The 25,525-nt window shown below is 62.6% G+C and carries 19 protein-coding genes; 12 read left to right on the top strand and 7 right to left on the bottom strand.

What is annotated here, in order from left to right; genetic code table 11:
- The first annotated feature begins 104 nt into the window (after positions 1–104).
- Entirely contained in the window at positions 105–1,031 is a 927-nt protein-coding gene (locus ACP7AL_RS15905) for a methyltransferase domain-containing protein (RefSeq protein WP_425992714.1), read from the top strand.
- Positions 1,032–1,040: 9 nt separating this feature from the next.
- On the opposite strand, the gene ACP7AL_RS15900 is transcribed toward ACP7AL_RS15905, so the two are convergent.
- Entirely contained in the window at positions 1,041–2,471 is a 1,431-nt protein-coding gene (locus ACP7AL_RS15900) for an outer membrane protein (RefSeq protein ID WP_425992712.1), read from the bottom strand.
- A gap of 314 nt (positions 2,472–2,785) precedes the next feature.
- Between ACP7AL_RS15900 and ACP7AL_RS15895 the strand changes: the two genes are divergently transcribed.
- From ACP7AL_RS15895 to ACP7AL_RS15880, 4 genes are all read left to right on the top strand, one after another.
- Entirely contained in the window at positions 2,786–4,003 is a 1,218-nt protein-coding gene (locus ACP7AL_RS15895) for an ABC transporter substrate-binding protein (protein WP_425992710.1), read from the top strand.
- Between the two features lie 77 nt (positions 4,004–4,080).
- The gene (locus tag ACP7AL_RS15890) at positions 4,081–6,642 is read left to right on the top strand and encodes a ligase-associated DNA damage response DEXH box helicase (RefSeq protein ID WP_425992708.1); all 2,562 of its coding nucleotides are present in this window, start codon (positions 4,081–4,083) and stop codon (positions 6,640–6,642) included.
- Between the two features lie 6 nt (positions 6,643–6,648).
- A complete protein-coding gene (gene pdeM, locus ACP7AL_RS15885; protein WP_425992706.1) occupies positions 6,649–7,341 on the top strand; it encodes a ligase-associated DNA damage response endonuclease PdeM in 693 nt (230 codons plus the stop codon).
- A gap of 229 nt (positions 7,342–7,570) precedes the next feature.
- On the top strand, positions 7,571–8,905 hold the full coding sequence (locus ACP7AL_RS15880) for an NRAMP family divalent metal transporter (protein WP_425992992.1): 1,335 nt from the start codon (positions 7,571–7,573) through the stop codon (positions 8,903–8,905).
- On the opposite strand, the gene ACP7AL_RS15875 is transcribed toward ACP7AL_RS15880, so the two are convergent.
- From ACP7AL_RS15875 to ACP7AL_RS15860, 4 genes are all read right to left on the bottom strand, one after another.
- Entirely contained in the window at positions 8,902–9,684 is a 783-nt protein-coding gene (locus ACP7AL_RS15875) for a TIGR02186 family protein (RefSeq protein ID WP_425992704.1), read from the bottom strand. The two genes, ACP7AL_RS15880 and ACP7AL_RS15875, sit on opposite strands and share 4 nt — an antisense overlap.
- Positions 9,681–10,607 (bottom strand): sulfite exporter TauE/SafE family protein, encoded by a 927-nt coding sequence (locus ACP7AL_RS15870; RefSeq protein ID WP_006022914.1) that lies wholly within the window; start codon positions 10,605–10,607, stop codon positions 9,681–9,683. Before ACP7AL_RS15870 ends, ACP7AL_RS15875 begins: the two co-directional genes overlap by 4 nt.
- 214 nt (positions 10,608–10,821) lie before the next feature.
- Positions 10,822–14,118 carry a hypothetical protein gene (locus ACP7AL_RS15865; RefSeq protein ID WP_425992701.1) on the bottom strand — a complete coding sequence of 1,099 codons (3,297 nt, stop codon included), beginning with the start codon at positions 14,116–14,118 and terminating at the stop codon, positions 10,822–10,824.
- A 195-nt stretch (positions 14,119–14,313) separates the two neighbouring features.
- A complete protein-coding gene (locus ACP7AL_RS15860) occupies positions 14,314–15,030 on the bottom strand; it encodes a TetR/AcrR family transcriptional regulator (protein WP_425992699.1) in 717 nt (238 codons plus the stop codon).
- Between the two features lie 102 nt (positions 15,031–15,132).
- Here ACP7AL_RS15860 and ACP7AL_RS15855 point away from each other — a divergent pair, with 102 nt between their 5' ends.
- The 3 genes from ACP7AL_RS15855 to ACP7AL_RS15845 all read left to right on the top strand — a co-directional run bounded on the left by ACP7AL_RS15855 (position 15,133) and on the right by ACP7AL_RS15845 (position 20,574).
- The gene (locus ACP7AL_RS15855; protein ID WP_425992697.1) at positions 15,133–16,926 is read left to right on the top strand and encodes an acyl-CoA dehydrogenase C-terminal domain-containing protein; all 1,794 of its coding nucleotides are present in this window, start codon (positions 15,133–15,135) and stop codon (positions 16,924–16,926) included.
- Positions 16,927–17,007: 81 nt separating this feature from the next.
- Positions 17,008–18,216, top strand: coding sequence for an acetyl-CoA C-acetyltransferase (locus tag ACP7AL_RS15850; RefSeq protein ID WP_006022910.1), 1,209 nt, complete (start codon positions 17,008–17,010; stop codon positions 18,214–18,216).
- A 144-nt stretch (positions 18,217–18,360) separates the two neighbouring features.
- Positions 18,361–20,574: a 3-hydroxyacyl-CoA dehydrogenase NAD-binding domain-containing protein gene (locus ACP7AL_RS15845; protein ID WP_425992695.1), complete on the top strand. Its 2,214-nt coding sequence runs from the start codon at positions 18,361–18,363 to the stop codon at positions 20,572–20,574.
- A 214-nt stretch (positions 20,575–20,788) separates the two neighbouring features.
- Here the strand turns inward: ACP7AL_RS15845 and gstA are convergent, their stop codons facing one another.
- On the bottom strand, positions 20,789–21,403 hold the full coding sequence (gene gstA / locus ACP7AL_RS15840) for a glutathione transferase GstA (protein ID WP_425992693.1): 615 nt from the start codon (positions 21,401–21,403) through the stop codon (positions 20,789–20,791).
- 140 nt (positions 21,404–21,543) lie between these two features.
- Here gstA and ACP7AL_RS15835 point away from each other — a divergent pair, with 140 nt between their 5' ends.
- The 4 genes from ACP7AL_RS15835 (at position 21,544) to ACP7AL_RS15820 (ending at position 24,662) form a co-directional block, all read left to right on the top strand.
- On the top strand, positions 21,544–22,059 hold the full coding sequence (locus ACP7AL_RS15835) for a MarR family winged helix-turn-helix transcriptional regulator (protein WP_006022907.1): 516 nt from the start codon (positions 21,544–21,546) through the stop codon (positions 22,057–22,059).
- Positions 22,060–22,158: 99 nt separating this feature from the next.
- The gene (locus ACP7AL_RS15830) at positions 22,159–23,529 is read left to right on the top strand and encodes a glutamate--cysteine ligase (protein ID WP_006022905.1); all 1,371 of its coding nucleotides are present in this window, start codon (positions 22,159–22,161) and stop codon (positions 23,527–23,529) included.
- Positions 23,530–23,660: 131 nt separating this feature from the next.
- The gene (locus tag ACP7AL_RS15825; protein WP_006022904.1) at positions 23,661–24,233 is read left to right on the top strand and encodes a PAN domain-containing protein; all 573 of its coding nucleotides are present in this window, start codon (positions 23,661–23,663) and stop codon (positions 24,231–24,233) included.
- 72 nt (positions 24,234–24,305) lie between these two features.
- Positions 24,306–24,662: a hypothetical protein gene (locus tag ACP7AL_RS15820; protein WP_425992690.1), complete on the top strand. Its 357-nt coding sequence runs from the start codon at positions 24,306–24,308 to the stop codon at positions 24,660–24,662.
- Positions 24,663–24,721: 59 nt separating this feature from the next.
- On the opposite strand, the gene lepB is transcribed toward ACP7AL_RS15820, so the two are convergent.
- On the bottom strand, positions 24,722–25,501 hold the full coding sequence (gene lepB / locus ACP7AL_RS15815; RefSeq protein ID WP_425992688.1) for a signal peptidase I: 780 nt from the start codon (positions 25,499–25,501) through the stop codon (positions 24,722–24,724).
- Positions 25,502–25,525 lie beyond the last annotated feature (24 nt).

Below are 25,525 nucleotides of genomic sequence, written 5' to 3'. Positions count from 1 at the left end.
AGCGAATGTCAAATCCACTCCACTAGGTTATATAGTCGCTCGGAAGCTGCATTGGAGTCTGGTAAGTCGTGAGCGGCTTCCGTTTTGGGGTTCAGATCAAGTCCATGCCTGCGTCCTTGTTCCTGTCATCGGGGAATCTCATCGCCGACCGGCGCTATGATTTCGGACGCGACCTGCAGTTGCGCGGCGATCTTGCCGCCGCCGCCGATCTGATGATGCAGGCAGCGGAACTCGAACCCGGCTTTGCGTCGGCGTGGTTCGCGCTCGGCGATCTACGCGAGCAGATGGGCCAGCGCGACGACGCGGTGAACGCCTATCTCCGTGCCCGCGATGCCGACCCGGACGATCGCCACGGCGCGAAGCTGCGGCTGATGCGTCTTGGCGTCGAAGATCTCTCCGCCATGCCACCGGGTTATGTGCGTGCGCTGTTCGATCAGTATGCGCCGCGGTTCGACAAGACGCTGGTGAACGATCTGGAGTACCGCGGGCCGGCGGTGTTGCTGAAGGCGGTGCTGGCGGCGCGTCATGCGGCAAAGCTGCCGGCGCATTTCAAGCGCGCGATTGATCTTGGCTGCGGGACCGGCCTTGTCGCGCGCGAGTTCGGCTCACTCGCCGATGAATTTATCGGCGTCGATCTGTCGTCCGGCATGATCGAGCGCGCGCGTGACACGGGCCTTTATGCGCGTCTGGATGTCACGGACATGCTGCAGGGCTTGCAGGCCGAGAGTGACGCGAGCGCAAACCTGGTCATCGCGGCGGACGCCTTCGTTTACGTGCCGGAACTGGATGCGTTGCTGGTCGAGACGGCGCGTGTTCTGACGCCGCAGGGTTTGCTGGCGTTCACGGTGGAGACGCACGTTGGCAAAGGTGTAATTCTCGGTCCCGGGCTGCGCTACGCCCACAGCGATGCCTATCTGCGCAAGGCAATTGCCGATGCCGGATTGACGCTCTGTGAGATTACCGCGGTATCCACCCGCATCGAAGCGAACGAGCCCGTACCGGGACTGGTCGTCACCGCAAGCAAGGCCTGACCGCTGCGATCAGTACTTCGCGGTCACCGGCGCATCGAAGTGGTAATTCACGCCGGTGCGGAAGATGTGATTGGTCTCTTCTGTCGTCAGGTTGTGCTGAACGCCGTTGAGATTATAGCTGTTCGATGCGCTGCCGAGATCGATGTAGAGATACTCGGTCTTTACGGTCCACTGACCGGGCTTGAACCAGTCGAACAGTTCGAGCGGCGTTTCGACGCCGGCGCCCAGCGCCCAGCCGGCGCGCACATCCTTGAAACTTGCGGTGCCGTTGATTCCAAGCGTGGTGATGTTTTCGGTGACGCGGGTCTTGACCTCGCCATAGGCGAGACCGCCGGTGGCGTAGAACAGCGTCGGGCCGACGCCGTATCCGATGCGCGCGCGAACGGTGCCGAACCAGTCAAGCTTCTGACGATAGACGGCTGACGTAGCTGCCGTGCAGGTGAACAGGCAGCTTCGATCGGTCTCCTGGGTCGAATACTGGATGTCGCTCTCAAAACCGTACACGACATTGCCGCGCTGCCAGTTGTAGCCGGCCTGCAGGCCGCCATTGTAGCCGCGCGGTGCAAGGTCGAAATTGTTGCTGGCTGTGACGCCGGACAGGACGGTATGGGTCGTGGCATCGCGCGCGATGCCTGAACCGCCGTTGCCACCGGCGTAGAAGCCGGTCCAGTTCGCGGCAGGCGTCTGCGCAAACAGGCTGCCGTTGCCACCAATGCGGTAATTCACGCCTGCACGGAAAATGCTCTCGCGCACCTCGGTGCCAATCACATGGGGCGTTCCACCAAGCACAAAGGCCTGGTTGATCGATCCGAGATCGACATAGAGATATTCGATCTTCGCGGTCCAGTTGCCGCCGACCGCCGCCTCGATGCCGCTGCCCAGAGCAAACCCGGCCCTCGTCTGCTCAACTGCGAAAGTGCCAGCGTTGACGCCGATGAGGCGTTCAGTATCGCTGACCTTGACGCCGCCATAAGCGAAACCGCCGGTGAAGTAATTGAGGATCGGGCCGGAGGCATAGCCGACGCGGCCGCGCACGGTGCCGAACCAGGTCATGTCCTGCCTGAGTGCGGCGGCGCTCGGCACGCTGCAGGTCAGGATGCAGTTGGCGTGATTTTCCGTCCCGATGCTCTGAATGTCGGCTTCCGCGCCGATCACCCAGTTGCCGAACTGATAGTTGTATCCGGCCTGGCCGCCGCCAACGACGCCCAGCGAGGCGAGGTTGAAGGTTTCGAACGAGCCGCCGAAGCCGAGCACATTGAGTCCGGAGCGGCCTTCGCCGCCAACAGCAACGCCGGCATTCACGCCGGCATACAAACCGGTCCAGTCATAGGTCGTCGATGCGACAGGCGCTTTCCTGAAGACAAGTTTGGCAGGAAGGTCCGCAGCTTGGGCGCTTACCGTCATTGCGACAAGCGCGGCCGCGATCAAAAACTTCTGCATGCTATTCCAATTCAAAACCCGGGTGCTGTTTAGCGGGCGGCGAGGTATTCCGCTGTACCTTCCCGGCCACACATGAGCCAAATTGTCGCGGTGCGGCTTCACGAAATTTTGCTGGAGCTAGAGGCGGTTACGGCGCGGGCAAGCAAAATGACCCGGCGGGCGTGCAAAACGATCGGGGTGACGTCAAAACGCAAGACAGGGCTCCCGAGCACGGCAGGATGCCGTGATCTGCGTCCGACCCGGGATGAATCGCCGGAAAAAAATCAAAGGCATCGCAGAATGCTGCTGGACCAATTCAGGGAGACAACACGAAAATGAAAACGACGATGACATCGTTCGCGGCCGGCGCGGCGCTCGCCGCTGCCGTCCTGATGGGAGCGTCCAGCGCGCAGGCCCAGAAAAAATACGATCCGGGCGCTAGCGACACCGAAATCAAACTCGGCCAGACCGTGCCGCATTCGGGACCGGGCTCGCTCTATGGCGTGATCGGCCGCACCCAGGCGGCGTATTTCCAGATGCTGAACGAAAAGGGCGGCATCAATGGGCGCAAGATCACGTTCCTGACGCTGGATGACTCGTACAGCGCGCCGAAGACCGTGGAGGCGACGCGGCGTCTGGTCGAGCAGGAGGAAGTGCTCGCGTTGTTTGGCTCGCTCGGCACCGGCCCACAGACGGCTGTGCAGAAATATCTCAACGGCAAGAACATCCCGCAGCTCCTGCTCAACACCGGAGCCGGACGCTGGAACGATCCGAAGAATTTCAAATGGACCACGCCGGGTCTGCCGCTCTATCCGACCGAGGGCCGAATCCTTGCGCGCTACCTCTTGCAGAAGAAGCCGGACGCCAAGGTCGCCATCCTCTACCAGAACGACGAGTTCGGCCGCGACTACATGAATTCGTTCAAGGAGATTTTGACGGAAGCCGGCGACAAAGTGAAGGTCGTCGCGGAGGCATCCTATGATCTGACCGATCCGACCATCGATTCACAGATGATCAATCTGTCGAAATCCGGCGCGGATGTTTTCTACAATATCTCCACCGGCAAGGCGACGTCGCAGTCGATCCGCAAGGTTGCCGAGCTTGGCTGGAAGCCGCTTCATCTTCTGGTCAGCACATCGAGCGGACGGTCGATTTTGAATGCCGCCGGCGCGGATAATGCCATTGGCATCGTGGCCGCGAGTTACACCAAGGAAGTCGGCAGCCCGAAATGGGCGGATGATCCCGATGTGAAAGGATTTCAGGAACTGCGGACAAAATACCTGCCGAACGTCGATCAGGACAACACGATCGCGTTTCAGGGTTATTCGCAAGCGGTGACGATGGCGCGCATTCTCGAAAAGTGCGGTGACGAACTTACCCATGCCAATGTTCTGAAGCAGGCCACATCGCTGGCGGGTTACAAGGCACCGATCTTCCTGCCCGGCATCACCTACTCAACGTCTCCGGATGATTATTCGCCGATCAAGACGCTGTTCATCGGAACTTTCAACGGCAAGGACTGGGATCTAGATACAAAGCCGGTCAGCCAATAACCTAATACGTGCGAGGGCAGGGTGGAATTTCCACCGCTGCCCTCGACCGTGACCGCGCGACGTCTTACCTCTAGGGCGTGAAAACCAAAACCCCGGCATCGCCTGATTTGCTGCCCGAGATTTTCCAGCGCTGGTTCGCGGCGCGGGGCTGGTCGCCGCGCGTGCATCAGCTCGATCTCCTGGCAAAGGCGCGGGACAACCGGTCAGCTCTGCTCATCGCACCGACGGGTGCGGGCAAGACGCTGGCAGGATTTCTGCCGACGCTGGTGGAACTGGGCACGCCTCAGCCGAAATCCGCGAAGACGATATCGACCGGCCGCAGCGTGGTGCGCAGCGGTGGTCTGCACACACTCTATATTTCTCCGCTCAAAGCGCTGGCGGTGGACATCGCCCGCAATCTAGAACGTCCTATCGCCGATATGAAACTGCCGGTCCGTGTGGAAACCCGCACCGGCGACACGCCGGTGTCGCGGCGGCAGCGACAGCGTAAATATCCGCCGGATATTCTGCTGACCACGCCCGAGCAGCTCGCGCTACTGCTGTCGTCCGACGATGCGCCGTATCTGTTCTCATCGCTGAAGCGGATCGTGCTCGACGAACTCCACGCGCTGGTGACATCAAAGCGCGGCGATCTGCTGTCGCTTGGTCTCGCGCGGCTGTGGCGGCTTGCGCCGCAGGCGACGGCGGTGGGCCTGTCGGCGACGGTCGCGGAGCCTGACGATCTGCGGCGCTATCTGGTGCCGCAGACCGGCGGCGTGCAGACCATGGCCGATCTTGTCATCGCGGATGCTGGCGCTGCGCCGATCGTCGAGATGCTCGATACCAGGGAGCGGCTGCCGTGGGCCGGCCACATGGCGCGTCATGCGCTCGGCGAGATTTACGATCTGGTCAAGTCTAACAAGACCTCGTTGATGTTCGTCAACACCCGCGCACAGGCGGAAATGCTGTTTCAGGATCTCTGGCGCATCAACGACGACGGTCTGGCGATTGCGCTCCATCACGGTTCGCTCGATGTGGCACAGCGCCGCAAGGTCGAGGACGCGATGGCGGCGGGCAAGCTGCGCGGCGTGGTCTGTACCTCGTCGCTCGATCTCGGCATCGACTGGGGCGACATCGATCTCGTCATCAATGTCGGCGCGCCGAAAGGCGCGTCGCGGCTGATGCAGCGGATCGGCCGCGCCAATCATCGTCTCGATGAGCCGTCGCGCGCCGTCATGGTCCCGGCGAACCGGTTCGAGGTGCTGGAGTGCCGCGCCGCCATCGATGCGGTCGCGGAGAATGCGCAGGACACGCCGCCGCAGCGCACCGGTTCGCTCGACGTGCTGGCGCAGCATGTGCTTGGCTGCGCCTGCGGCGAGCCGTTTCTCGCCGATGAACTTTACGCCGAGGTACGGAGTGCCGCGCCGTATATGGATCTGCCGCGCAAGGATTTCGACGATGTGATCGATTTCGTCGCCACCGGCGGCTACGCGCTGAAAAGCTACGAGCGTTTTGCCCGTATCAAGCAGGACAAGGCCGGCAGGTGGCGGGTCACCAATCCGCGGGTGCGCCAGAGCTACCGTCTCAATGTCGGCACCATTGTCGAAGAGCCGATGCTGAAGGTGAAGCTGGTGCGTGGCAGCAACAAGGGGGCCGGCTCGACCGGAGCCATCGCGCGCGGCGGGCGGATGCTGGGCCAGATCGAGGAATATTTCATCGAGGGACTCGTGCCGGGCGACACCTTCGTCTTCGGGGGCGAGGTCGTGCGTTACGAAGCGCTGATGGAAGACGAGGTTTATGTCTCGCGCAGCAACGACGCCAATCCCAAGGTGCCGTCCTACATGGGCGGAAAGTTTCCGCTCTCGACCTATCTCGCCGAACGCGTGCGTTTGCTGCTGGCCGACCAGCGCGCATGGAAGGGCCTGCCCGATCAGGTGCGCGAGTGGTTGTCATTGCAGGCCGCGTTCTCCCGTGTGCCGGATTCGCGCGAACTGATCGTCGAAACCTTTCCGCGCGCCGACAAGCACTATCTCGTCTGCTATCCGTTCGAAGGGCGGCTTGCACATCAGACGCTCGGCATGCTGCTGACGCGGCGGCTGGAACGCGCGCGTGCCAAGCCGCTCGGCTTTGTCGCCAACGAATATGCGCTCGCCGTGTGGTCGCTCGGCGATATGTCGGCGATGGTCCGCAATGGCCGTCTCAACCTCGACGCGTTGTTCGATGCCGATATGCTCGGCGACGATCTCGAGGCGTGGCTCGCAGAATCCGCGCTGATGAAGCGCACGTTCCGCACCTGCGCGGTGATTTCAGGATTGATCGCGCGCCGCTTCACCGGCGAGGAGAAATCGCGGCGGCAGGTGCTGTTCTCGACCGACCTCGTCTACGACGTCTTGCGCAAGCACCAGCCTGATCACGTGCTGCTGCGCGCCGCGCGGTCTGATGCCGCAACCGGCCTTTTGGATATTCGCCGCCTGAGCGATATGCTGACCCGCATCCAAGGCCGAATCACGCACAAGGAACTCGATCGGGTTTCGCCGCTGGCGGTGCCGGTGATGCTGGAAATCGGCCGCGAAGCGGTTTATGGCGAAGCATCGGACGAGTTGCTGGCGGAGGCCGCCGAGGAACTCGTGAAAGAGGCGATGCCGCCCGATCAGGATTGACAAGAGATGCAAGGGGCGCAGGCGACAGATCGAATTCAGGCCGTTACCGTCGCCGGCATTACCTTTTTAGCTGACCTCGCCGGCGCGCTGTTCTGGGAAGACGAGCGCCTCCTGGTTGTCTCCGATCTGCATCTGGAAAAAGGGTCCAGCTTCGCGCAGCGCGGCGTGCTGCTTCCGCCGTTCGATACGGCGGCGACGCTGGCTCGGCTCGGTGCCGTGATGGCGCGGCATGACCCGCGCATCGTGATTGCGCTCGGCGACAGCTTCCACGACCGCGACGCGCATGAGCGGCTGTTACCGGACGACCGCGATGCGCTGTCCGCCTTGCAGGTACGGCGCGACTGGATCTGGATTTCGGGCAATCACGATCCGGCCTTGCCGCGCGATCTCGGCGGCACGGTCGCGGATGAAGTCGCGATCGGGCCGATCATGTTTCGTCATGAGCCCACCGGATCTGTGGGCGAAATCGCAGGCCATCTTCATCCCAAGGCGCGGGTCTCGACGCGTGGACGCTCCGTCGAGCGGCGCTGTTTTGCCAGCGATGGCGAACGCGCGGTGATGCCGGCGTTCGGTGCCTATACCGGAGGCCTCAGCATTCGCGATGTCGCCTTTGCGGCGATCTTCCAGACGCTGGCTTTCACTGCACATGTGCTGGGTGACCGGAAAGTGCATAGCATCGCGGCGTCGCGCTGTTACTGAGATCTAAGCTGCTGGCGGCTGCTGGGTGCTTTTGCCTATCTCGTGTTGCTTGGCTTGATCCTTGTTCGTGTAGATGGTGCTCGGCGAACACGTCGCGGCATGGGACCTGCTCGGCATCGTTCCGGTTGCGCTTGGTATTTATCTCGTGACCGGCCACGGGCGCCGTCCATCAAGGCGTGAAGGAACCCTCGCGCGCGACAGCCGTTATCTGCCGCGGCTGGATATGGGCATGGCAAACCACAAGATCGATCATCGAAAGACAGATCATCCGGGACGGGTGGCTCAGCACGATAGCAAGCCTGAGCCGTTCAGCCTGCGCGGCTTTCTGAAAACCCTTGGCCCCGGCCTCGTCACCGGTGCCTCGGATGACGATCCGTCCGGCATCGGGACTTATAGCCAGGCGGGCGCGCAACTCGGTTACGGCATCGGCTGGACCATGCTGCTGACATTCCCGCTGATGGTGGCGATTCAGGAAATCTCTGCCCGTGTTGGTCGCGTCACAGGCCTTGGCATCGCCGGCAATGTCTGCCGCCACTACCCGGTCTGGGTGCTCAACATCATCGTGGCGCTGCTCTTCATTGCCAACACGATCAATATCGCGGCGGATCTGGCAGCCATGGGCGATGCGCTCAAGCTATTGATCGGTGGTCCGGGCTTTCTCTACGTGCTGGTGTTCGGTGTTGCCTCGACGGTTGCCCAGATTTTTCTCGACTACAAACGTTACAGCGCCGTGTTGAAGTGGCTGACTCTCAGCCTGTTCGCTTACGTCGCCGCGCTTGCGGTGACGAAAGTCTCGTGGGGCGATGCCTTGCGCGGAATCGCCATTCCGCATGTGCAATGGACTTCGGCCTTCCTGACCACGCTGGTCGCCATCCTCGGCACGACCATCTCCCCCTACCTGTTTTTCTGGCAAGCCTCTCAGGAAGCGGAGGATCAGCGTATCGATGCGAAGAAGCAGCCGCTGGCAGAGAAGCATTACGGCGCACAGAAGGAGTTTCACCGCATCCGCGCTGACACCATTGTGGGAATGGCGTTCTCGAATCTGATTGCGGTCTCGATCATCATCACGGCAGCGGCGACACTGAATGCCGCGGGTAAAACCGACATCGAAACGTCCGCGCAGGCGGCGGAAGCACTCAAACCGATTGCCGGAGTTTTTGCCGAGTTCATCTTTGCGCTGGGAATCATCGGCACCGGGTTGCTGGCTGTTCCGGTGCTCGCGGGGTCCGCAGCCTACGCGATCGGCGAGGGCCGCAGATGGCCGGTCGGTCTTGCCCGAAAGCCGCGTGAAGCGAGGGCGTTCTATTCGGTGCTGGCATTGTCGGCCGGTATCGGCATCGGTCTTAATTTTACGCCGATCAATCCGATCTCGGCATTGTACTGGAGCGCTGTGATCAACGGCGTGCTCGCGGTGCCCGTCATGGTTCTGTTGATGGTCATGGCGCGCCGCCGCGATGTGATGAGCAAGTTTGCGATCACCGGTCCGCTGTTCTGGCTGGGGTGGCTGTCGACGGCAGCAATGGCGATTTGCGTTGTGGCGATGATCGCAGGTTTCTTCTTCTAGTCCCTGCGGAAGACGACAGACGCCAGCCATCCGGTCATGATCGCCATCATCGCGGTCGCGAGACCATAGAGCAGCCCATGATAGCGGGCGGAATTGGCGACGAACTGTTCGAAGCCGACCTTGACGATTTCAAACGCGGTTTCCGTTTTGGCGAGAACCGCGCCGTCGGCGAACAGCTTGATGTCGACCGTGTAGGTTCCGGTCGGCACCTCCGCGGGCAGCGGAATTCCGGTCCGAAACAGCGTCGGCGTAAGGAATGTCACCGCATTGGTCTGTTCGCGGTAAAGCCCGTGGTCGGTACGCAGCCGGACGAAGGCGGTTCGGAACGGGTCGCTCGCGACCGTGTTGGCGACATCCGGCCCCATGCGCTGCGGCAGCGGGAAACTGGCCATGCCGATCTGCTGTCGGCGCTGCACATCCGGCGCGGCGATGTTGTCGATCGGGCGGTTGGCGAAGATCCCGAGATAGGCCGGGACCTGAATGAACTCGCGTGAATCGACATTGATCCAGATGCCGAGCTTGCGTTCCTTGCGCCGCGTGACCATGTCGGCGCGCGGCCCGCTCACCGTCACCACGATGTCGTAGGCTGTGCCGGGCGGCCTGGATTTGCTGTCGCGTTCGATCGATCCGAACAGCACGAGTTCTTCGCCGGAATAATTCGGCGTCACCGTGATGCGGTGGTTGGAGACCGAGACGATCAGGTTCTCCGCGCTCGCAGTCATGCTCGCGGCGAGGGCGAGCAATAGCGCGGCGAAGAAGGGGAGTGCGCGATGTTTCATCCGCCAATCCCCAGATCGCGAATGGAGTAGAGTTCATTCGGCCGGATCACCAGTTCAACCGCAAAGCGAACCCCGACCGACAGGATCAGAAGCCCGAGCAAGAGGCGCAGATGTTCACCGCGGATTCGCTGGCCGGCCCGCGCGCCGAACTGTGCGCCGATCACGCCGCCCACCATCAGCACCAGTGCCAGCACCGCATCGACCAGATGATTGGTTACGGCATGCAGTATGGTTGCGACCACCATCGTCACCAGTGTCAGCGCCATCGAGGTGCCGATCACGGTCGCGGTGGGCACCCGCAGGACATAGATCATGATCGGAATCAGCAGGAAGCTGCCGCCGATGCCCATGATGGCGCCGAGAAAACCGACCAGCAGCCCGATGGCAACGACCGGGATCACGGAGAGATAGATCTTGGAGCGCTTGAAGCGCATCTTCAGCGGCAGGCCGAGTATCCATCCCTGAGCGCGGGCCCGCCGGGTGATGGCCGTGTTGCCGCGCCTTGCACGCAAGATGGCGCGCAGGCCTTCGAGGAACATCAGGGTGCCGACGGCGGTCAGCAGCACCACGTAAGACAGCGCGATGATGAGGTCGAGCTGACCGACCGATCGCAGCAGTGCGAAAATCCAGACGCCCAGCGCGGTGCCAGTGACGCCGCCGCAGAGCAAAACCATTGACAGCGCCGGGTCGATCGCGCGCTTGCGCCAGTAGGATAATGCGCCGGAGAAAGACGACGCCGCCATGTGGCTGGATACCGAGGCAACGGCGACTGCGGGCGAGATCCCGACGAAGATCAATAGCGGGGTCATCAGAAACCCGCCGCCGATGCCGAACATGCCGGACACGAATCCCACCGCCGCACCCATCGCCAGGATGAGAAACACATTGATCGGAATGTCGGCGATGGGGAGGAAAAGTTGCACGCGCGTTCGCTTGAATTTTGGCGCGGGGCCGGGCCCTCGCAGCAGTGGATATGCCGCGACGCGGGTTATGCGCCGCGCCCCTGCTTAGCCGAAATCGTTTGCGGGCGCGCTAAGGAATCCGGCAAGCGGTCCGAAAAATGCGCAGTGTGGTTTCGGGATTGCGCCGCGTTAATGTTAACGCGAGCGCGGGCCCCGGCGCCGCAGCTTCGGGGATTTACGGGACGCGGCTCGCGCTCTTAGCGGCCGTCTTGGCGGCCGGCTTCGCCGCTGGGGTTGCAGGCGCGGCAACGTCCCATCCGCCGGCAGGCGCGCCAACGGCGGTGGCCTCGTCTGGCTGTGCTTCGGGCACGAAAGTCTGTGTCGCGAGCTTCGCTGCGGCAAGCGACTGGGCATCTAGGCGCTTTGCGATGTCATCCCGCTTGCGGCCGGAATCCGCGTCGCCCTGGGCCGCGGCCAGGCTGAACCACTTGAAGGATTCAGCGAGATTCTGTTCCACGCCGATGCCGCGGGCGTAGAGAATTCCGAGATTGAACTGGCTGTCCGCGACGCCGCGTTCGGCCGCCTTGCGGAACCATTGCGACGCGCTCTTGTAGTTCGGTCCCGCACCGCCGCCGTCAGCGTCGAGCACCGCGAGATTGTGCATGGCCTTGGCGCTGCCCTTCTCGGCGGCCTGCAGGTAGAGGTTGCGCGCGGTCTCGACGTCTTTCTTGAGACCGAGACCCTTCTCGTACAGCGTGCCAAGACGGAATGTCGCCGGGACGATGCCGCCCTCCGAGGCGCGCTCATACCATTTCGCGGCCGTGGCATAGTCCGATGCAACACCGCGGCCTTCGGCGTAGCGCACGCCGATTTCAAAGGCTGCCCCCGGCTCGCCCCTGTTGGCCGCGTTACGCAGCGCGGCGCTGCCGATCGTCTCGGGCAACTTGTCCGCGACCGGGGTCAGCTTGATCTTTGGATTGGTCTTCGGCGCGGGCGGGACTGTCACGGAAACCCGTTCACGCGGCGTGGCGATCGAGCCGGTGACATCGGGCGCAGCAGGAGCGGCAGCAGGCACGGCGACAGGTTCAGCCGGTGCCGCAGCGGGGATCGCCGGCATCTGGGGGACGGAAATGATCTGTGGGCCGCTCATTGGCGACTGGCGCGTGAGCAGCGTCGGCGACGTCATCGACGGCGTGATCGCAGGCGAAGCATCGGAGCGCGGTCCGTCTTCCGGCGCAGGCGGTGGTGCCGGCGGCGTCACGCTGGATTCGGCGGGGAGCGACGAGCTCGAACTGTCGTGTCCGCTCAGCAGGTTCATACCCATCTTGACGGTGCCGAGCACGATCACGACCACGCTCGCGCCCACCAGGAGCGCGCGGATCTTCGAGGAGATGCCGGAATCTCCGATCGCCGCAGCCTTGGCGGCGTTGCGGGCAGCATCGTTGAGCGCGGTCACGCGGTTTGGTTTCGGCCCCGTTGCCGCGGGGGGTGCAGCAGCGGCGGCCTGCGCGGCGCGGCGTGCGGCCTGAATGAAGTTGGTCGAGCTGACGGGTTCCTGCTTGCTCGCGGAAATCTCGTTCAGAACGATTTCCGACGCGGCAATGCGCTCGGACGGACTGGATCCGCCGCGCGATGCTTGCATGCGGGTTCCCGGCTCAAGCGGATGATCCGGCGGCAGGCTGGGATCGATGGGGCTGCGCGGGCTCGGCGGCGGGCGCACCGATGCGGGTGCGGCAGAAGGCGCTTCCACGCGGGAAGGCGGCGCGATGTCGAGTGCCTGCGCGGCAGATTGCGCGACTTGCGGACGTGCGATGGGAGCCTGCGCCGCAGCCGGATTTGGCATTTCGGGACGCGGCACCGGTGCGAAGGATGTTGCCGGACGCGGCGGCTCCGGCGCATAAGCCTCGCGCGCGCGGGGTTCGGGCATCGCCTGTTCGCGCGGCATCTCGCGCGGTGCGGAAGCCGTTCGGGCATTGCGCAGGTCGCCCTCGATCTGAGCCAGCCGATCGACGACGTGGCCGAGCGTATTGTGAACCGCTTCGAGCGAGTCCTGCGTATTCCGGTTGGTTTCCGACTGGCTGAAACGGATGTCGGTCAGTTCGCGCTTGATGGTATCGACAAGCTCGCTGTCCATCGGCGGCGCCATGCGCAGGCCTGGATCGGCGGCTGCGCTGCTGGTGCGCTGATTTTCAAGATGACGGAGAATGTCGGACAGGCCTTCCTCGACCCGTGCGAGATTGCCGCCGCGGGTCTCGGAGGCTTCAAGCCGTTCGAGCAGATGATGGACGCGCTGCTCGACATGGCTGAGCGACGCGGCGCTGTCGTTGCCGACCTGAAGGTTGTCGAGCCGGTCCGAAATCGTGCGGACGGCATTGTCGAAATAGACGGTGTCGCCCGCGGGCGGACGGTCGCGCTGCTCAAGCGCCGTGGTCAGCACGGCGATACGCTGTTCGAGCGCCGACAGGATATCGCCGCTGCCGCCCGCTCGTGCGAGTTGATCGACCTTGACCGACAGTGTCTGGACATGACCGGCGAGTTCGTTCAGCGCGTCATTCGATGCGACATTCGAGACGATCACCTTGAGCGCTGCGATGGCGTCTTCAAGCTGGCGCACCGTTGCCGGATCGTGGCTGGACCGCACGATGGTGTCGATCTTGCCGCCAAGATTGCGGATCGCATCGTCAAAGCCGGCGAGCTGTTCGGCGGGCTTGAGTGCGCGCAGTTCGCTGTAGATGTCGGACAGCGCGCGTTCGATCCCTGACAGCGCCGTGCTGTCGATGCCGCTGGAGCGCGTCTCGTCGATGCGCCGTCCGAGCGAGCGGATTTCGCCTTCGAGGGATTCGATCGCGCGGCGCGGCATCGCCTCGGTGATCGCCTGCCGGATCTCACTCAGCTCGCTGCGGAACGAGGCGATCGACTGCTCGATGCCATCGGGCCGGCGCAGCATTTCGATCTGGCTGGTGATCTGGGACAACTGCCGTTCGAGGCCGGAGAAGTCGGCCTGCGGCTGGATCGGTGGTGCATGGTTCACGAACGACGGCGGCGGCATCCGCGTGGACGATTGCGGCATGGCACGAGGCGCACCGTCGAGTTCGCCCTGCCGCGCAACGATTTCCGCGATGGAGAAATCCATCGGAGACAAACTGGGCGACATCGCGGGCGGCATGACAGGGGCAGCGCGGGTGGCCGGAGCAGGCTGATAGGGCGGATGAGAGGACGGAGCGCCGGCCGAGATCTGCGACAGCCGCGCGTCCAGCCGCGAAATGGCGTCGTTCAATTGCCGGGCCACGGCAGGATCGTTTTTCGGGGCACCCGGAGCACGCGACATGTGCTCGACCTGGCGGCTGATGGAGTCCAGCCGCTTGTGAATTTCGGCGACGTCCTGGGCTTCGCGGGGTGCGGCTGCGGGCGTCCCAATTGCCGAATTCAGCCAATCTCCCAAGGACATACCGGCACGGCGCGCGGAAGCTTCGGCCCTTTCGCGGACCGATGGCTCGATTCCGTCAACACTCCACGATACGCGCGCTGTCATGCCTTGGTCCGGTCTTGGCGCTGGCTCCTGCCAGTGCGCTTCAGACCCCCGCGTCCCATTGAAGAGACAATCAAATTTCGACGCGAGACGTCTGTTTCCAGCCCCGACTTTTTCGCGTTACGGTAAATACCGGGTTAATGAAACGGCAGCGGCCGGATTATTAATTCGGCCTTATGACTTTGTGGGCCGGAGGCGTCAGTTCGAGGACGGCCGGGTGAACAGGCCGCTGAGATCGCCGAGATCCGCTTCGGTGATCGTTCCATGAGCGGAATTCATGACCGACGACTGCCCGATATAGGCCCAGTAAATGAACTCCGCGCGGGGCATCGACGCCTTGGCGTCAACGCCGGATTCGCGAAGAAGCTTGGCGATATAGGCGACACGCTTGGCATCGACCGTTGAGACGACCTTGGCGGCATCGGCATCCGTGGCAGCCCATGAGCGGAAGGCGCGATCGAGGCTTCTGTCTTCCTTGAAGGCCAATTTCATCAAATAAGTCAGCCGGGCAGGTCCCGTGATCGACGAATCGATCTCGCGGACCACGCCATCCGTCGCGCGTTCTTGCCAGGTCGCCAGAAGCTGGGTGCGAAAATCGGCAATGCTCTCGAAATGCCAGTAGAAGCTGCCCCTTGAAACCTGCAGTCCCTCGGCCAGCATGCCGGTTTTCAGGGCCGCGGCGCCTTGGCGGGCAAGAGTCCGCAGCCCGTGAGCAATCCATTGCTCGCGGGTGAGGCGGTCTTTCGAGAGTGAAGATTCGGCAGTTTCCACCATGCACAAGTGTATTGACACAAAACGGCGCCTCACGCTAGGCTCCGTACAGATGTGTACGGAGAAATGTGACACCGGAACTGGCGTCGGTATGACTGGTGCCCGATACTCTCGCGCCTGCTGATGACGGCGCGTATCGCGCATTTCCATGTCATGGTGAGGTCATCGACGGCAGTCCATTTGCTCAAGCGACGCATCGCCAACAATTCGCGCATCCACGTCCAATTGTGAGCCGAGAGACATTCCATGACGATCTATAAAGCACCCGTCGAAGACGTGACCTTCCTTCTCAACGACGTCTTTCAGATCGACAAATACAACAACCTTCCAGGCTTCAGCGACGCGACGGCGGATGTCCGCGCCGCGATTTTTGACGAGGCCGCCAAGTTCGCCGAGCAGGTGCTTCATCCGCTGAACCATAGCGGCGACCTTGAAGGCTGCACGCGCCACGACGATGGCCGTGTCACCACGCCCAAGGGATTCAAGGAAGCGTTCAAGCAATTCGCCGATGGCGGCTGGATCGGTCTGGCGGCTCCGCAGGAATACGGCGGGCAGGGCCTGCCGGCGTCGCTGTCGGAAACCGTCAGCGAATTCATGTCGTCGGCCAACATGGCCTTCGGCATGTACGGCGGCCTGACCCAGGGCGCGATGGCGGCGCTTCTCGTGCACGGCACGCCGGAGCAGAAGAAAACCTTTGTGCCGAACATGGTCACCGGCAAATGGACCGGCACCATGAACCTCACCGAGCCGCAATGCGGCACCGACCTCGGTCTGATGCGCACCAAGGCGGTCAAGCAGGCCGACGGCACCTACAAGATCACCGGCACCAAGATTTTCATCTCCGGTGGTGAGCAGGATCTCACGGAGAACATCGTTCACCTCGTCCTCGCGCGTATCGAAGGCGCGCCGGCCGGCATCAAGGGCGTCTCGCTGTTCGTCGTCCCGAAAATGAAGCTCAACGCCGACGGCTCACTCAGCGGCGAGCCGAACGGCGTGTCGTGCGGCTCGATCGAACACAAGATGGGCATTCACGGCAATTCGACCTGCGTGCTGAATTTCGACAACGCGGTGGGAACGCTGGTTGGCCTTGAGAACAAGGGCATGGAGGCGATGTTCGTGATGATGAACGAGGCGCGCCTCGGCGTCGGCGTTCAGGGCCTGTCGCAGTCCGAAGTCGCGTACCAGAACGCAGCCGCCTACGCGAAAGACCGCCTGCAGGGCCGCTCCATCAGCGGCGTGAAGGCCCCCGACAAACCTGCCGATCCGATCATCGTTCATCCCGACGTGCGGCGCACGCTGATGTCGATCCGTGCGTTTAACGAGGGCGCGCGCGCTCTTGTGGTGTGGACATCGCTGAAAGGCGACGTGGCGCATCGCTCCGAAGACCCGAAGGAGCGCGAGGCCGCCGACGACCACATGGGCCTTCTGACGCCGGTCATCAAAGGCGTGCTGACCGATCAGGGCTTTGCCAACGCGGTCGCCGCCCAGCAGATGTTCGGCGGTCACGGCTTCATCGTCGAGACCGGCGTCGAACAGTTCGTGCGCGATGCGCGCATCACGATGCTGTACGAAGGCGCCAATGGCATCCAGGCGCTGGATCTGGTCGGCCGCAAGCTCGGCCGCGCCGGCGGACGTGCGATCACCACGTTCTTCAACGAAGTCGCTGCCTTCTCCAAGGAGAACGCCGCCAATGAAGCGATGAAGCCCTACATCGCGCCGCTCAGCGCGGCGGTGAAGGACCTTCAGCAGGCGACCATGTGGCTGATGCAGAATGCGATGGCCAAGCCGGACAATGCCGGTGCGGCGTCCACCGACTACATGCATCTCTTCGGTCTGGTCGCGATCGGCTACATGTGGGCGCGCATGGCGAAAGTCGCGCAGGACAAGCTGGCGGAATCCGGCGAGCAGCCCTACCTGAAGTCCAAGCTGGTGACGGGCAGGTTCTTCATGGAGCGGATGCTGCCTGAAACCGCGCTGCGTCTCTCGCGCATCCAGAGCGGCGCGGACTCCATGATGGAATTGTCTGCCGAGGCGTTCTGAGCTTTCAAGTTTCCTCGCGCCGGGCTCCGGCGCGAGGTCCTGTGCAAATTCATCAATCACCGGGATTCCAGGGAGGGCGTCATGCCTGAGGCATTTATCTACGATCATGTCCGCACGCCGCGCGGCAAAGGCAAATCCGACGGCTCGCTGCACGAAGTCACAGCGCTGGCGCTGGCGACCGCGCCGCTGAAGGCCCTCAAAGAACGTAACAATCTTCAGGAAGACACGGTCGATGACGTGATCCTCGGTGTGGTCGATCCGGTTGGCGAGGCCGGCGGCGACATCGCGCGCTTCGCAGCGCTGGGCGCCGGTCTCGGCGAGGCGGTTCCGGGGATCCAGATCAGCCGCTTCTGTGCCTCCGGTCTCGACGCCGTCAACTTCGCTGCCGCACAGGTCATGTCGGGGCAGCACGAACTCACCATCGGCGGCGGCGCGGAATCCATGAGCCGCGTCGGCATTCTGTCGTCGGGCACGGCGTGGCCAGTGGACCCCTCCATGGCGGTGCCGAGCTACTTCATGCCGCAGGGCGTCGCGGCGGATCTGATCGCCACCAAGTACGGCTTCTCCCGCGATGACGTCGATGCCTACGCGGTACAAAGCCAGGATCGCGCGGCCAAGGCGTGGAGCGAAGGGCGCTTCAAGAATTCCGTGGTTCCGGTGAAGGACATCAACGGCATCACCATTCTCGACAAGGACGAGCATATGCGTCCGGGCACGACGATGCAGTCGCTCGCACAGTTGCAGCCGTCGTTCGCCGTAATGGGCACCATGGGCGGCTTCGATGCCGTCGCCGTGCAGTCGCATCCGGAAATCGAGGGCGTGAACTACGTGCACCACGCCGGCAATTCGTCGGGCATTGTTGATGGCGCAGCTGCCGTGCTGCTCGGCAGCGCCGAAGCCGGCAAGAAGCGCGGCCTGAAGCCGCGCGCCAAGATTCGTGCGTTCGCCAATATCGGCTCCGAACCTGCGATGATGCTGACCGGTCCGGTCGATGTCACCAAGAAGGTGCTGGAGCGTTCCGGCATGAAGCTGTCGGACATCGATCTGTTCGAACTCAACGAGGCGTTCGCCTCGGTTGTGCTGCGCTACATCCAGGCTTTCGACATCGACAACGAGAAGATCAATGTCAACGGCGGCGCGATCGCCATGGGCCATCCGCTCGGCGCGACCGGCGCGATGATCCTCGGCACCGTGCTCGACGAGCTTGAGCGCACCAACAAATCCACCGCTCTCGTCACGCTGTGCATCGGCGGCGGCATGGGCACCGCGACCATCATCGAGCGCGTTTGAGGCAACCGCAGCACGTCATCCTGAGGTGCGAGGGCAACGCCCGAGCCTCGAAGGATGACGGAGAGTTTCATCAGATCATCCTTCGAGGGCCGCGCAAAAAGCGAGGCCACCTCAGGATGACGACAGGAAATTGGGAGCGATCACATGACCTACAAGAATTTCAAGGTTGAGACCGACGCCGACGGCATTGCGCTGGTGACGTGGGATATTCCCGGCAAGTCGATGAACGTGCTGGACGAAACCACCGGCACCGAGCTCGCCGCGATCATTGATGCGACCACCAAGGACGCAGCGATCAAGGGTGTCGTCATCACCTCCGGCAAGGAAGCGTTCTCCGGCGGCGCCGACCTGACCATGCTGGAAGGCATGAACCGCAATCACGCGGAGATGCTCAAGACCAAGGGCGAGGAAGCCGCCAACAAGTACGTGTTCGACGAAGTCTCCAGGCTTTCGCAGAACCTGCGCAAGATCGAGACATCGGGCAAGCCGTGGGTCGCGGCGATTAACGGCCTCGCCTTCGGCGGCGCATTCGAACTGGCGCTGGCCTGTCACTATCGCGTTGCGTCGGACAATCCGAAGACCCGTCTCGGCCTGCCCGAGATCAAGGTCGGTCTGTTTCCAGGCGGCGGCGGCACGCAGCGGCTCCCGCGCATGATCCAGCCGATGGAAGCGGTGCAGATGTTGCTCAAGGGCGACGCCATCGATCTTAAGAAGGCTACGGCGCTCGGCATCGTCGGCGCGGTGGTGCCTGCGGCTGACCTTATCAAGACCGCGAAGGACTGGATCAAGGCCGGCGGCAAGGCCGTCGCGCCGTGGGACGAGAAGGGCTTCAAGCTGCCCGGCGGTGCGGTCTATTCCAAGGCCGGCATGCAGTTCTTCCCGCCGGCGAATGCGATCCTGCGCCGCGAGACTTACGACAACTATCCTGCCGCGCGCGCGATCATGCAGTGCGTCTATGAAGGCTTGCAGTTGCCGATGGATGCGGCGCTGCGCGTCGAGTCGCGTTACTTCTCCAAGATCCTGCGTTCGAAGGAAGCGGCGGCGATGATCCGCTCGCTATTCGTTTCGATGCAGGAACTGAACAAGGGCGCGCGCCGTCCCGCCAACATTCCGCCGACCAAGGTCAAGAAGCTTGCCGTGATCGGCGCGGGCTTCATGGGCGCCAGCGTCGGCTTCGTGTCGGCGCAGGCCGGCATCGACGTGGTGCTGATCGACCGCGATCAGGAAAGCGCCGACAAGGGCAAGGGTCACGCCAAGACCATGCTCGACGGCCAGATCGCCAAGGGCCGCATGAAGCAGGACAAGGCCGATGCCATCCTCGCCCGCATCACCGCTACGCCGGACTATAACGCGATCAAGGACTGCGATCTGGTGATCGAGGCCGTGTTCGAGGACCGCAAGGTCAAGGCCGAGACCTACGCCAAGGCTCAGCCGCTGCTGCGCGAGGGGGCGATTTTTGCGTCCAACACCTCGACACTGCCGATCAACTCGCTCGCCGAGGAATGGAAGGACCAGTCGAAGTTCATCGGCATCCACTTTTTCTCGCCGGTCGAGAAGATGATGCTGGTGGAGATCATCGTCGGCAAGAATACCGGCGATCTGGCGCTTGCCACCGCGCTGGACTACGTGAGGCAGATCAACAAGACGCCGATCGTGGTCAATGACTCGCGCGGCTTCTTCGCTAACCGTTGCGTGCTGCGCTACATCTCCGAAGGCTACGAGATGTTCAAGGAAGGCGTGCCGCCTGCGATGATCGAGAATGTCGGCAAGATGGCCGGCATGCCGGTCGGCCCGCTCTCGCTCAACGACGAGGTTGCCATAGATCTGTCGCTGAAGATCCTCAAGGCTACCGAGGCCGACATGGGTCCGCAGTCCGTCGATCCGGAGCAGAAGGCGCTTCTGGTCGAGATGGTGGAGAAGCGCGGACGCTTCGGCCGCAAGAACGGCAAGGGCTTCTATGACTATCCCGAGAAGGGCAAGGGTCAGAAGAAGCTGTGGCCGGAATTGACCTCGCTGCAATCCAAGCATCTCGATCCGGATACGCTGGATGTCGAGGAGTTGAAGCAGCGTTTCCTCGTGGTGCAGGCGGTGGAGGCCGCGCGGACCGTCGAGGATCACGTCATCACCGATCCGCGCGAGGCCGATGTCGGCTCGATTCTCGGATTCGGCTTCGCGCCGTTCACCGGCGGCACGCTGTCCTACATCGACTTCATGGGCACCAAGAACTTCGTCGAACTGTGCCACAAGCTCGAGAAGAAGTACGGCTCGCGCTTCACACCGCCGAAGCTTCTGGAAGACATGGCGGCCAAGGGCGATACGTTCTACGGCCGCTTCGCACCGAAGAAGGCCGCGGCGTAATGGACTTCACCTCTCCCCCTTTACGGGAAGAGGTCGCCCGCATATGCGGGCGGGTGAGGGGCTCCTCACGAATTCCAGAAAGATTTGCCCCTCACCCCAACCCTCTCCCCGCAAGCGGAGAGAGGGAGAGCATCTTTGCCGCTGATGGCGCATGGCAAAACAAAAGGCGGGATCATCGATCCCGCCTTTTTCATTCTCAAAGTTGCGAGCGCTCTTACGACGCTTTCAGCAGCCCTTCGGCGGTGAGGGCTTCCTGCACTTTCGGCCGCGCTGCAACACGCGCCTTGTAGCCAACCAGATTCGGAAGGCCGGAAATATCCAGGCCCACGCGATCCGCCCAGGCGAGCATCGTGAAGAGATAGGCGTCCGGCACGGTGAAGTGCTGGCCCATCACGTAATCCCGGCCCGTCAGCGCCTGGTCGATGTACTTGAACTTGCCCATCAGGCGGTCCTTGAAGAACGCCTTGGTGTCGTCGGACAGGGCCGGCTGGAACAGCGGGCTGAAGTTCTTGTGCAATTCGCTGGCGATGAAATTCAGCCATTCCTGCAGCTTGTAACGCTCGCTTGAGCCGTGGGCGGGCGCGAGGTTCTTGTGCGGCGCCTTGTCGGCGATCATCTGGACGATCACGGCGCCCTCCGTCAGCAGATCGCCGCTTTCCAGCCCGAGCGCCGGGACCTGGCCCTTGGGATTGATCTGGGTGTAGTCGCTACCGTCCTCGAGTTTCTTCGCCTTCAAGTCGACCCTGACCAGGTCGAACGGGAGACCGGCCTCTTTCAGGGCGATATGGGGGGACAGCGAGCAGGCGCCGGGCGAATAATACAGTTTCATGGGAGGTATCCCTTTTTAAAATTTGAACATTGGGGCATTGGCAAGGCCTATGACCGTCTCCTAAATGCAGGTATGTCAAGATTGATGCAACTGCATTTATTGGGGTAGGATCGGAAAAGCCCCAAGGCACGGACGACACCATGAAGCGCAAACCATCCACCGAAGCGACAGAGGTCTGGATCCGTCTGATGCGGGTTCAGGGCAAGGTGCTCGGCGCAGTCGAGCAGGATCTCAAGAAGGCCGGCTTTCCGCCGCTCGCCTGGTACGACGCGCTGCTCGAGCTGTCGCGCGCGCCAAGCGGTGAACTGCGTCCGGTCGAACTCGAGAAGCAGATGCTGCTGCCGCAGTATTCGACGTCGCGGCTGATCGATCGTCTGGTCGAGGAAGGTCTTGCCGCGCGGCGCGAATGCAAGATGGACAAGCGCGGCCTGTTCGTCGAGATCACGGATGCCGGACGCGAATTGCAGAAGAAGATGTGGAATTCATATTCCGCCGCGATCGAGCGGCATATCGGCTCGAAACTCTCCGACGCCGATGCCGTAAAGCTGAGCGGGTTGCTCGATCGCCTCGGATGTTGTGCGGGTGCGCCGCAGGCTGTCACTGTCACCAGAGAAGCCGTCAAAGAATCAGCCAAAGAAAACACGTCGGCGCGATGATCCTTTCTTTACCTCTCGCGGTTACGGATGCCCGCGTCCGTGGCATCCGCCTGCATCGTGCACTGACTGTCAAACCGAAGCCCCTTACCTGGATGTCCCATGGCGCGTGATCAGATCGATATGACACCGCTGGATTCGCGGGATGAACTGGTCGCGTGGCTGGAGGCTGGCGTAAAGCCGAAGTCCGAATTCCGCATCGGCACCGAACACGAGAAGACGCCGTTCACGCTGGAGGGCCACAGGCCCGTGCCTTATGAAGGCACGCGCGGCATCGGCGCTCTGCTGGAGGGAATGCAACTCCTGCTCGGCTGGGAGCCGATCACGGAGAACGGGAAAATCATCGGGCTGCATGATGTCACTGGTGGCGGGGCGATCTCGCTGGAGCCCGGCGGACAGTTTGAACTCTCCGGTGCTCCGGTCGAAAACGTGCACCAGACGTCTTCCGAACTGATGGCGCATCTGGCGCAGGTCCGCGAAGTCGCGACTCCGCTCGGAATCGGATTTCTTGGGCTGGGCATGACGCCGTCATGGTCGCGCAAGGAAATGCCGGTGATGCCGAAGGGCCGCTACCGGATCATGACCAACTACATGCCGAAAGTCGGTCAGTACGGCCTCGATATGATGTACCGGACCTGCACGGTGCAGACCAATCTCGATTTCTGTTCCGAAGCTGACATGGTCAAGAAGCTGCGCGTGTCGGTGGCGTTGCAGCCCGTCGCCACCGCGCTGTTCGCGAACTCGCCGTTCACCGAGGGCAAGCCGAACGGCTTTCTGTCGTTTCGTTCCGAAATCTGGCGCGACACCGATAACGCCCGCGCCGGCATGATTCCATGGGCGTTCGAGGACGGTATGGGTTTCGAGCGCTGGGTCGATTATGCGCTCGACGTGCCGATGTACTTCGTCAAGCGCGGCGACGACTACATCGACGTGTCCGGTTCGTCGTTCCGTGATTTCTTCGACGGCAAGAACAAGATGATGCCGGGCGAGAAGCCGACCCTGTCGGACTGGGCCAATCATCTCTCGACGATTTTCCCCGAGGTGCGCCTGAAGCGTTATCTCGAAATGCGCGGCTCCGACGGCGTGCCATGGCAGCAACTGCCGTCACTGCCGGCATTCTGGGTCGGGCTGCTCTACGACAACGACAGTCTCGAAGCGGCGTGGGACATCGCCAAGCGCTGGAATGCGCATGAGCGGCAGGCGCTGCGCGACGACGTACCGCGGCTCGGCTTCAAGGCGAAAATCGGCAACCGCTATCTGTTCGAGGTCGCCAAGGATTGCATGGCTCTGGCGCACAAGGGTCTCGCCCGGCGCGGCAAGATCGACCATCTCGGCCGCGACGAGACGCGGTATCTGGAGCCGCTGGATCACATCATGGATACGGGGCATACGCCGGCCGAGGAACTGCTTGAGAAGTTCAACGGCGCCTGGCGGCATTCCGTCGATCCGGTCTATAGCGAATACGCGTTTTAACTCAGCAAGTTACCGTCATCACGCGAATGTTGTTCCGGCATTTATCTGCCGTTCATCTGCCATACATCCGCGCGGCGATTGAATAGGCGTCACCAAAGTCATCACGCCTGTTCTCCGCTGAAAGCGATGGCATGCTTCCAATCTGCAATTTCAGATCATGCATCAGCTTTTGCGTTGCATTGGTAGCCGCGCTGGCGCTGTCGTGTCTTGTCAATGTTCAGCCAGCGCGTGCGCAGGCAAGCTTCGACCGTCCCGGCAATGATTATTTGCGGACACCGATCCCGTCGGGCGATCCAGCCCTGTGCGCTCTTCAATGCGAGCGTGATCGCCGCTGCCGCGCATGGAGCTTCAACTATCCGACGGTGAGTGACGAAAGCGCGATCTGCTGGCTCAAGAATGCCGTGCCGACACGGGTGCCGAGCAATTGTTGTGTCTCCGGCGTGCGGGGCGCAGGCGTTGTGGAGCCGCGCAACAGCGCGCTTGAGGTCGAGACCGACCGTCTCGGCGGTGATTATCGCAGTGTCGACGTGGACGTCGATCCGAAAGGCGAGACCTGCAAGACGGTGTGCGATGAGGATCAGAAATGCCGCGCATGGACCTATGCGCGGCCCGGCTATATCGGGAAATCAGCGCGCTGTTTCCTGAAAGACCACGTCAAACCGCCGCGCCGCAAGCCGGGGTTCATTTCCGGTGTGGTGCGATAGCCGGTTCCGCAGCCAAACAATACTCCGATTTGTGAGTTAAGGCTGGGACCGAACCACGTCAGGAGCGTCCCGATGATGCCTGTCCGCGCCGTACCCGCCATTCTTTCGATCGTCGTGCTCACGAGCGCAGCCGCGTTCGCGCAGCGCGGGTGGGAGAGTTATGACGCCGGCCATCCGGTCACCGTGGAGGGGTCGATCCTGGTCAGCACGTTTGAGGATCCGCAGGCGACGATTTCTGTAAAGGGCGCTGACAAGATCTGGACGGTGACGCTGGCGCCTGTCTCGCAAATGATCGAGCGCGGCGTGAAGGCGGATCTTGTCGCGGTCGGCAAGAAGGTGTCGGCTTACGGATATCCGTCGAAAATCGAGATGAATGAAATGCGCGCCGAACGAATCTCGATGGACGGCAAGACCTACGAACTGCGCTGACAAGGTCAGCGTTCGGGCAAACCCTCGAATGCCTTGAACGTCATCGCTGCGGGTCCGGTTCAATGCACCGACGTGAACGATCGTGCGAGCCGAAGCCCGGACAGCCACGTCCAGACCGGCTGGCTTTTCATGCCGAGGTCCCACGAGCCGACGATGGCATCGACGCGCCCGACCAGATTTTCGACCGGCAGCAATCCGACGCCGCCATCGGCGACGGACACGCGGCTGTCGGAAGAATTGTCGCGGTTGTCCCCCATGACAAACAGGTGGTCCGGCGGCACCGTGACCTCGCGGGTGTTGTCGAGGAAGCCGTGCTCTTTCAGCTTGAACAGGGTGTGCTCGCGCCCGCCCGGCAATGTTTCAGCAAAACGTGCGGCAGGTGTGACCCGGCCGTTTTCATCTTCAGCCTGAGCGCGGCCGTCCGGCCGCATCGCGACCGGCTCGCCGTTGATCCACAGCCGGCCGTCGCGCATCTGCACGCGATCGCCGGGCAATCCGACCACGCGCTTGACCCAGACCTGCGATGTATCGCCGGGCCAGCGAAACACGACAACGTCGCCGCGATCGGGCAGGGCGCCGAACACCCGTCCCGTCGCGGGCAGCGCCACGTTCACCGGCAGCGATGCCGCGCTGTAGCCGTAGGGATACTTCGACGCGAGCAGTGCGTCGCCGATCAGCAGCGTCGGCTCCATCGAGCCCGACGGCACATAGAACGGCTCGGCCAGCGCGCCCTTGGCGGCCATCACGACCAGAAATGCTGCAACGATCTCGGCCAGCGAGCGCGTCCACGAGCGGGACGGCTTTTGCGCGGCCGCGGCGGTGTCTTGCTGGTCGGACATGATCGTCTCCGTATGCCGATGGTT

It is taken from the genome of Afipia sp. DC4300-2b1 (genome assembly GCF_049895725.1).
Taxonomy (GTDB): domain Bacteria; phylum Pseudomonadota; class Alphaproteobacteria; order Rhizobiales; family Xanthobacteraceae; genus Afipia; species Afipia broomeae.
The sequence above is the reverse complement of the archived record's forward strand: the minus strand, read 5'-3'. Positions and strand labels throughout refer to the sequence as shown.